Raw genomic sequence first — 8162 nt, 5'->3', positions numbered from 1 at the left:
CTGATGTTAGGTTACATCTCGGAGCCTTCNGTTNCCCGCTTCAANCCTGGGGTNGTGNTTCCCAAAACTGGGGGTGGCTATCGCCGTTACTCTCAACGCCCTGAKTTCTCAGTTGGTTTATGACCTTGAGTCCCCTGCCTTGCTTAGATTTCTCCAAGCGTCGGGACATATAAACAGTTATGGGATGGTCAGGGGTGCGAATCCCTTATATTCCACCAAGGGGTGGAAGTCCCACTAGGAGGTTATTTCAGGTATTGCAGCCTTATTTGACTCCTAAACGTCTCGCACTCACTCTATTATATTATTGAATTTAACCCAGATTTCAATAAGCATCAAGGAGAATAATTATGTGTCTTAATGAAACCTCCCCAGCTACCATTCTAGCAGTGGATGATAGTCTAGTAATCCCAAAAATGGTGCGACAAACCCTATGGGAAAATTATCGAATTTTAGTAGCCAGCAATACCCTAGAAGCCTTGGGACAATTACATCATGATTCGATTGATTTAATGTTGTTAGATATTGCTATGCCGGGTGTAGATGGCTTATAATTATGTCGAATTATTAGGCGGACTCCCCATTTAGAAAAGTTAGCGATTATCATGTTAACTGCTAGGGATACTGTCTGCGATAAAATTGAAGGGCGTTTAGCCGGCGCTACTGAATATTTAACTAAACCTTTTGACCCAGAAAAACTACAAATAACTGTGCATAAAATTCTGACTGTAGCCGGACAAATGCAGTAGTTACATAGAGATACTTATCAATATATACTAAGTAATAAGTAGCCCCCAAAATGGGGGTTAAGGCGGGTTGATTAATATGGTAGGTGGTCAATGCAATTAACAGCTTTAGCCTCCCCCCATCATATCATTATCCAGAGCCAAACTCCGGGAATTGGGTATCGATCGAGAAACCCTCTGATAATTGTGAGCGAAAGTTCCTCTCCCTCTCTGGGATTCACATTGAGGGCGAGGGCTTATTCCACAACTGTTCTAGGGTCACTATATAATAGGTGAATATTGATTCATCCGGGTACTGAATGATGGTTCAAACTCCTATCCCCGCTGATATCCTCTACCCCGACTCTGATGGTAAACCCATGGCGGAAAATACCCTCCAATATCGCTGGATTGTGCGCCTAGTCAGCAACCTTAAACAACTCCTGAAGTCACAAGTGGCTTTTGTGGCGGGGGATTTACTCTGGTATCCCGTCCAGGTGGAACGCCCCCCCGCCCCCCGACAAGCACCGGATGCTATGGTGGTCTTGGGTCGTCGTGATGGCGATCGCGGTAGTTATAAACAGTGGGAAGAAGAAAACATCCCGCCACAAGTGGTGTTTGAAATCTTCTCCCCCAGTAACACCATGAGCGAAATAGCCGCCAAACAACAATTTTATCAACAGTATGGCGTGCTGGAGATGTATTTTTATAATCCCCAATCCCATGATTTTTGGGGTTTTCAACGGACTACAGCACCAGAGAATTTTGTCTTAATTAGACCCCTACAATTGCCCTGGACTTCTCCACTGTTGAACATTCGCTTTGAACTGTTTGATGATGGTTTAGCTGTCTATCATCCTAATGGGGAATTGTTCAAAGAACCGGGAGATTTGTTTGATGAACGCGATCGCGCCTTTGCTAAACTGCGGGAAATGGGTATCGATCCAGAAACCCTCTGATCGCGAATACTTGATATTTGTCGGGACAATAAACCCGGTTCCTCAGATAAACCGGGTTTCTGAGTCAGGGGGATGAAAAGAAACCGGGTTTCTCAGATCCTGACCAATTAAGTAGTGTATTCTGCATTGATTTTTACATAATCATAGCTAAGGTCGCATCCCCAAGCCTTACTACTTCCTGGCTCATCACCAATTTTAACCTTGATTAACACCGTGTCTTCCTCAAGATAAGCGGCAGTTTTCGCCCGTTTTAAATAATTACTGGCTGCGGCTTCATCAAAAGCTAAAGGCTGACCATTTTTCATCAGTTGAAACTCACCCAAGGAAATCTCTAACTTATCCTGGTCAAAACGAACCCCAGCCCGTCCGGCGGCGGCGGCAATTCTTCCCCAATTAGGGTCACAACCGAAAATCGCTGCCTTTAATAAAGAAGACCCAACAATAGTTTTAGCAACCATAGCCGCTGCTGCTTCTGTGGGTGCGCCAGTTACCTGCACTTCAATTAAACAGGTGGCCCCTTCTCCGTCTCTGGCGATCGCCTTAGCTAAATGTTCACAAACCGCTGTCAGCATCGCTTCTAATTTATCAGCATCAGGTCCGGGTCCAGTAATTGCCGGAGTGCGGGACTGACCATTAGCTAAAGCAATCAGCGTGTCGTTGGTGCTAGTATCCCCATCAACTGTAATTTGATTAAAACTACGATTGGCAGCCCTAGTCAGCATTTCTTGCCACAGAGGAGGAGAAACCGCAGCATCACAGGTGACAAAAGCCAGCATTGTTGCCATATTAGGATGAATCATCCCCGAACCTTTGGCAATGCCACCAATCCGCACCGGGCGATCGCCAAATTGAGTTTCTAAAGCAATGGATTTCATCACCAAATCCGTCGTCATAATTGCCCCGGCTGCCGCTGTCCCCCCGTTTTCGGAAACCTCAGACACTAATTGGGGAATGGCTGCTATGAGTTCCTCCATTTTAATCCGTTTACCGATGACTCCGGTGGAAGCTAGTAAAATCGAATCTGGATCAATATTTAACGCCGCCGCCAAGGCTTTCGCACTATCTTGGGCATCTTCCCACCCCTGCTGTCCTGTCCCGGCGTTGGCTTGACCGGAATTACATAAAATCGCCCGCGCACTGGGTTTCGCTTCTAACTTTTGCCGACAATAATCTACACAGGCGGCGCGCACTTGGGATGTCGTAAATACCCCCGCTGCGATCGCCTCTACATATGATATAATCAACGCTAAGTCTGGCGCTCCAGAAGGTTTGAGCCCGGCGGTGATTCCACTGGCTTTATATCCCTTGGGTGCGGTGATGCCACCATCAATCTTTTGCCACTCTGACATAGGTTTCGCCTTCTAGCATCTACTCTTGAGCAGAAGGCATTATACCAAGTTTTAATTGAAAATCCCCACCCAGCTGGATTGCCACAGTGGGGATTTGCACAAACAAATTCATGGATAATTAACTATCCCCCACCTGAAGACGGCTAGGTGGGGGTGGGGACAAAGATTTTTCAATTTTTCGTGGTGTTGAAATTTTAACTCATCGAAGCTGGGGAGCGATCGTAGTTATCCCGTGAGTCGGAATGGGGTTTGCCTTGAATCGTGCTATAATAATCCCCAACATCGATACCTACTTCCTGCGCCGAACGGTTGAGCATAGATTGCTGACGGTTCTTGATGTTATGATGATGACGCATCATTAGCGCCCTGGCTTCATCTTGAGTACACATGGTTTTGGTCTCCCGCTAATTGATATTTATTAAGTCAGATTGAAATGAGGAATTTAAAAAGGGTTGCAGTCCTTTAACTCATTGATGAGGAACTGCGATCGTAACTCATACTTGAATTGGAGTTAGGTTTCCCTTGGATGGTGCTATAATAATCGCCCACATCGTCGATACCTACTTCTTGAGCCGAACGGTTGAGCATAGATTGCTGACGGTTCTTGATATTTTGGTGATGACCCATCATTAACGCCCGTGCTTGGTCTTGAGTACCCATGATTTTTGTCTCCTAGTATATGGAATTAACTGATTTAAAAAGGGTTGAAGTGCTTTAACTCATTGATGAGGAACTGCGATCGTAACTCATACTTGAATTGGAGTTAGGTTTCCCTTGGATGGTGCTGTAGTAGTCACTCACATCTTCCATACCTACTTCCTGAGCCGAACGGTTGAGCATAGATTGCTGACGGTTCTTGATATTTTGGTGATGACCCATCATTAACGCCCGTGCTTGGTCCTGAGTACCCATGTTTTTTGTCTCCTAGTGATTTGAGTGGGTTTTTTCCCCCACGCTTACTACTATACTATAAAATTCTGTAGTCTATTTTACAGAATACCAGAAGTTTACAAAATTTAACATTAGTTTCGGGCTAAATTAGCGATCGCATTGTGACAAAAAAGCCCCAGCCCGGTTAGTGGCTAGGGTTGAACGGATGATAGGAGAGTTGGGTCGGGGGCAGGGGAGAGCCTACATCACAGGTCGATAGACCCGATAGTTAATGTTGGGGAAGATATTATCGAGAGTTTCCACCTTTTGGAGCCATCCCGCATCAATTTTACCCACCTTGATATCCTCATAAATCTTGTTAAAGCGCATCAGATGGGATTTAGTGCGGCGCACAGCATAGGGAACCATAGTCCCAGAACTGATAATAAAAGCCCAGTCAGAGGATTGAGCCAGCAGCAATTCCCGCGCCGCCTGATTGAGAGCGCGCAGTTCCAACTCATTAAGAGCCTCTCGACAAGCCAGGGAAATCATGCGCTCTGTGGCTTTATGTAAATGGGGATATATCCAGGAGTTAGTATGGTTAAGCCAATATTCATGAAATCCCTTATAACCCCAACTAGACTGAGCCGGACGAGAGACTTGCTGGGTGGGGTAAGTCTGTAAATAATCAGCTAGATGGGTCATCGCGTAAACATCTTGATCAAACCAAGTCTTGCGGAACAGAAGATCTAGGAACCAAGGACCTTCATACCACCAGTGTCCGAAAAGTTCCGCATCATAGGGAGAGACAATAATGGGGGGGCGCTGCATAATCCCCTGTAGGTGTTCAACCTGGCGCTCTCGGTTAAACATAAAATTAGCGGCGTGTTCGGCGACTTTCTGTTTAGCCCAATAGGGGTCGTAGAGTTCTTTATCCGCTAGTCCTAAGTCGCGCCCAGTAATTTTGTGATATTTGATGCCCGTATTTTTCCGTTGACCGTTGGGCATGATATAGGGTTTAATATATTCATATTCAGCTTCCCAACCTAAATCTTTATAAAACTCTCTATATTCGGGAGAGCCGGGATATCCCACCTGGGAAGACCAGACCTGCTGGGATGATTCATGGTCGCGAGCAAAAACGGCGACTCCGGTTTCCGTAAAGATGGGGGCATAAGTGCCAAATCGGGGACGGGGTTGGGCGTATAGTACCCCGTGACCATCGGTGAGAAAGTAGCGTAAGCCACAGTCGGCGACAATCCTTTCCAAGCCATTATAATAGGCGCATTCTGGCAGCCAGATACCTCTGGGGGGGCGACCAAAGTTTTCTTCGTAGTGTTCGCAGGCGACTTGGATTTGGGCGTGTACCGCTTGGGGGTACATTTTCATCAGGGGTAGATAGCCGTGGGTGGCTCCACAGGTGATAATCTCTAGGTTGTTACTGTCTTGGAATTGCTTAAAGGCTGTAACTAAATCCCCGCTATATCTTTCCCAGAGGGTACGGGCTTGGGCAAATTCTTCAATATAATGTTTGGCTAGATAAACTAGATGGTCGTTATGTTGGTTGTGATCAACTTCTTTCTCGACCAATTCCTGGAGTTTGGCTAGGTGTTGGTCGTAGCGTTCTTGCAAAAGCGGATCGCGGAGCATGGACACCAGAGGAGGGGTCAGGCTGATGGTCATTTTGAATTCAATGCCATCACGTTTGAGTCCTTCAAACATTTGGATCAGAGGAATGTAGGTTTCGGTAATGGCTTCAAACAGCCACTCTTCCTCTAATACATAGTCACTTTCGGGATGCCGGACAAAGGGTAGGTGAGCATGGAGTACCAGGGCGAGATAGCCAATAGACATAATGATTTAGGGCAAATTAAGGATTTATAGGGAGTTAGGGTCCCGGTGGATTCACAATATGTTAAGATTTTAAATCACTATGGTAATCACAGGACAATGTTAATTGTAGCGAAATTGGTCGGGGGCGCTGTGATGAAATTGGCGATTTGGAAGCGATCGCCTGATTTCTTGGGGTGTCACATTCCCGTAAATGTGTTTTCACCCATAACTAGGGGGAAATATGCCGTAAAGGTTGACCCTTCGCCGATTTCACTGGCCACGGTGATGGCTCCTCCCATTAACTCACAAAATCTTTTGCTGATTGATAGTCCTAACCCGGTTCCTTCGTAGCGGCGGGTGGTGGAGTTATCCGCTCGCTCGAAGGGCTCAAAGATTTTGGTCATCTGTTCTGTGGTCAAGCCAATTCCCGTATCGATGACCTCAAAAGCCACCCCACCTTGTAATTGGTGTTCGTCATTAACTAAGACTGATGAGGCTAAATTTTCCCGCAGGTAGGCCGAGATTTTGGTGTCAAGCTGACCTATATAAATCACATTTAAGTTGACCAAGCCATTTTCTGTGAATTTGGCGGCGTTACTCAGAAGGTTAAGCAATACTTGTTTGACTTTGATGCGATCGGCATACATTCCCTCAACATCAGGGGTACAGTTGACTTTAAGTTGGTTATGATTTTTTTGGAATAATGGCTGCCCAGTGCTTCGATTTCTTTGATTAAGGTGGCAATATTAAAGTTTTCTAAGCAAACCGTCATCATCCCTGATTCTAATTTGGAAATATCTAAAATATCTTGAATAATAGTTAACAGATGCAGTCCTGATGCTCGAATTTGATCCAGGTCGGGAATAAAATCTGTATAGCCTAAATCAAAAGCATCTTCTCGCAACAGTTCGCTATAACCAATAATCGCATTTAACGGTGTACGCAGTTCATGACTCATACTGGCTAGAAATTCACTTTTCGCATGGTTGGCGCTTTCGGCAGCATCTTTAGCTCGTTGTAATTCAATTTGAGCTAATTTACTTTCCGTAATATCACGGATTATTGCCAGGACTTCATTTTCACCACTTACCACAATTCGGGATTCAAAATGATGGCGTTTTTCCTCAAAAAACCATTCATATTCAAATACTTGTACTTCCTGAGTGATTAGGGCTTGATTGACATTTTTTAGATAAAGATTAGCCAAATTATTCGGCAATAAATCATAAATACTCTGGTGTATATAGTCCAAAATTGACTTGATTAATTCACCCCCCCTAGATGCTTTAAAGTCTAAAACAAGACCTTCTTTATTAAATCTCAGCATTAAATCGGGTATGGCATTAAGCAAAGCTCTATTTTTGGCTTCACTTTTTCTGCTTCCGCTCGCAATTCTAAGCTAGTAATTAGTTGCTCCTTACTTTCTACCAAATCTCGCAATTGCTTAGTCATTTTGTTAAAAGAATCCGCTAAAACCTGGAGTTCGTCTTGGCTTTGTAGGTCGATTTTTAACTCTAAATCTCCGGCGGCTAATTCTTTGGTGGCGGCGGTCATTTGTTTAAGGGGTTCAGTAATTGAACGGCTAATTATTGAGGCGAGAAAAGCCCCGGCTATGGTGGCAATAATCGCAATAATTAAACCCTGATTGCGGACGGTTGCCATTTTATTTTCTAGGGGTTGGGTGGCAAGTCCGACACTGACAGCCCCCACGATATTACCGTTGAAGGCAACAGCTTTTCCTCCCAATAGTTGTTGATTTTGATACTGCCAATTGAACCGGGTTTTTCGGCTGTTTAGCAACTCCAAAGCCCAAGGTTTTAGGTCAATATCATTGGCAAAAATATCCGAGTTATAGACATCTGCAATTACCAGACCTTCGGATTGATATATATGACCGGAAACTAAAATTTGAGCAGTTCCCAGTTGCTCCATTAGTCGGGTGAGAAACTGAACGTCTGAAACCGCCAAAGGTTCAGCGGAGGCAATGGAGAGGGTTTCTAGTAATATATTAGCCTGTTGTTCTAATTCTTGTTTAAAACTTTGTTGCTGAAGCTGAAGGGAAAGCCAGGTGACGCTGGTTACTACTACAATGACTAACCCGGTCATGGCTATAGTTAGTTTTTTGACTAGCGAAACTCGTTTACCCTGAAACTTTCCCATCTAAATCACCTATTGTTAACCTAGTTATCAAGTTATATAAATTGGTAGTTACGGCGTTAATTTTGGCACACCAATTGGTGAGAACAATCATGGATAACTCACGAACAAAACTCAAAACACAGCCCCAAATTATAAGAGCAAGTTATTATTGGTGTATTGAACCCCCTATGCCTAACACCCTACACCCTGCCTCTAGGGGAATGCACACCTGAGATGGCTATAATTATTTTAACAGAACTTGGGAATTGGTTATGCTCAGGGGGTGAGTC

9 protein-coding genes and 1 pseudogene are annotated in these 8162 nt (G+C 44.7%); 2 read left to right on the top strand and 8 right to left on the bottom strand.

Annotated elements, in window-relative coordinates; all coding sequences use genetic code 11:
- Nucleotides 1-347: 347 nt before the first annotated feature.
- Together B9T16_RS23080 and B9T16_RS23075 are read left to right on the top strand one after the other, a co-directional pair.
- Nucleotides 348-746, top strand: a pseudogene (locus B9T16_RS23080) (response regulator transcription factor).
- A 296-nt stretch (nucleotides 747-1042) separates the two neighbouring features.
- A complete protein-coding gene (locus B9T16_RS23075) occupies nucleotides 1043-1681 on the top strand; it encodes a Uma2 family endonuclease (RefSeq protein WP_014274210.1) in 639 nt (212 codons plus the stop codon).
- A 107-nt stretch (nucleotides 1682-1788) separates the two neighbouring features.
- Here B9T16_RS23075 and argJ read toward each other — a convergent pair whose 3' ends face one another.
- From argJ to B9T16_RS23035, 8 genes are all read right to left on the bottom strand, one after another.
- On the bottom strand, nucleotides 1789-3030 hold the full coding sequence (argJ, locus tag B9T16_RS23070; RefSeq protein WP_006616164.1) for a bifunctional ornithine acetyltransferase/N-acetylglutamate synthase: 1242 nt from the start codon (nucleotides 3028-3030) through the stop codon (nucleotides 1789-1791).
- A 194-nt stretch (nucleotides 3031-3224) separates the two neighbouring features.
- The gene (locus B9T16_RS23065) at nucleotides 3225-3419 is read right to left on the bottom strand and encodes a hypothetical protein (protein ID WP_006616163.1); all 195 of its coding nucleotides are present in this window, start codon (nucleotides 3417-3419) and stop codon (nucleotides 3225-3227) included.
- Between the two features lie 73 nt (nucleotides 3420-3492).
- A complete protein-coding gene (locus B9T16_RS23060; protein WP_006668917.1) occupies nucleotides 3493-3690 on the bottom strand; it encodes a hypothetical protein in 198 nt (65 codons plus the stop codon).
- 54 nt (nucleotides 3691-3744) lie between these two features.
- The gene (locus B9T16_RS23055; RefSeq protein ID WP_410245875.1) at nucleotides 3745-3942 is read right to left on the bottom strand and encodes a hypothetical protein; all 198 of its coding nucleotides are present in this window, start codon (nucleotides 3940-3942) and stop codon (nucleotides 3745-3747) included.
- Between the two features lie 219 nt (nucleotides 3943-4161).
- On the bottom strand, nucleotides 4162-5754 hold the full coding sequence (locus B9T16_RS23050) for a glycoside hydrolase family 57 protein (RefSeq protein ID WP_006617728.1): 1593 nt from the start codon (nucleotides 5752-5754) through the stop codon (nucleotides 4162-4164).
- A 176-nt stretch (nucleotides 5755-5930) separates the two neighbouring features.
- Nucleotides 5931-6380: an ATP-binding protein gene (locus tag B9T16_RS23045; protein ID WP_014274209.1), complete on the bottom strand. Its 450-nt coding sequence runs from the start codon at nucleotides 6378-6380 to the stop codon at nucleotides 5931-5933.
- Nucleotides 6332-7060, bottom strand: coding sequence for a histidine kinase dimerization/phospho-acceptor domain-containing protein (locus B9T16_RS23040; protein ID WP_231852073.1), 729 nt, complete (start codon nucleotides 7058-7060; stop codon nucleotides 6332-6334). The genes B9T16_RS23045 and B9T16_RS23040 overlap by 49 nt, the downstream gene beginning before the upstream one ends.
- Nucleotides 7060-7893: a HAMP domain-containing protein gene (locus B9T16_RS23035; protein WP_014274207.1), complete on the bottom strand. Its 834-nt coding sequence runs from the start codon at nucleotides 7891-7893 to the stop codon at nucleotides 7060-7062. The genes B9T16_RS23040 and B9T16_RS23035 overlap by 1 nt, the downstream gene beginning before the upstream one ends.
- Nucleotides 7894-8162: the final 269 nt, after the last annotated feature.

It is taken from the genome of Arthrospira sp. PCC 8006, assembly GCF_046480465.1.
Classification (GTDB): domain Bacteria; phylum Cyanobacteriota; class Cyanobacteriia; order Cyanobacteriales; family Microcoleaceae; genus Limnospira; species Limnospira platensis.
Note: the sequence above shows the minus strand (reverse complement) of the source record. Positions and strands in the feature narration are given on the sequence as shown.

Coding starts and splice junctions, on each gene's coding strand:
- B9T16_RS23075 (WP_014274210.1), top strand. CDS start 1,043: ATGATGGTTCAAACTCCTATCCCCGCTGATATCCTCTACCCCGACTCT.
- argJ (WP_006616164.1), bottom strand. CDS start 3,030: ATGTCAGAGTGGCAAAAGATTGATGGTGGCATCACCGCACCCAAGGGA.
- B9T16_RS23065 (WP_006616163.1), bottom strand. CDS start 3,419: ATGTGTACTCAAGATGAAGCCAGGGCGCTAATGATGCGTCATCATCAT.
- B9T16_RS23060 (WP_006668917.1), bottom strand. CDS start 3,690: ATGGGTACTCAAGACCAAGCACGGGCGTTAATGATGGGTCATCACCAA.
- B9T16_RS23055 (WP_410245875.1), bottom strand. CDS start 3,942: ATGGGTACTCAGGACCAAGCACGGGCGTTAATGATGGGTCATCACCAA.
- B9T16_RS23050 (WP_006617728.1), bottom strand. CDS start 5,754: ATGTCTATTGGCTATCTCGCCCTGGTACTCCATGCTCACCTACCCTTT.
- B9T16_RS23045 (WP_014274209.1), bottom strand. CDS start 6,380: ATGTATGCCGATCGCATCAAAGTCAAACAAGTATTGCTTAACCTTCTG.
- B9T16_RS23040 (WP_231852073.1), bottom strand. CDS start 7,060: ATGCTGAGATTTAATAAAGAAGGTCTTGTTTTAGACTTTAAAGCATCT.
- B9T16_RS23035 (WP_014274207.1), bottom strand. CDS start 7,893: ATGGGAAAGTTTCAGGGTAAACGAGTTTCGCTAGTCAAAAAACTAACT.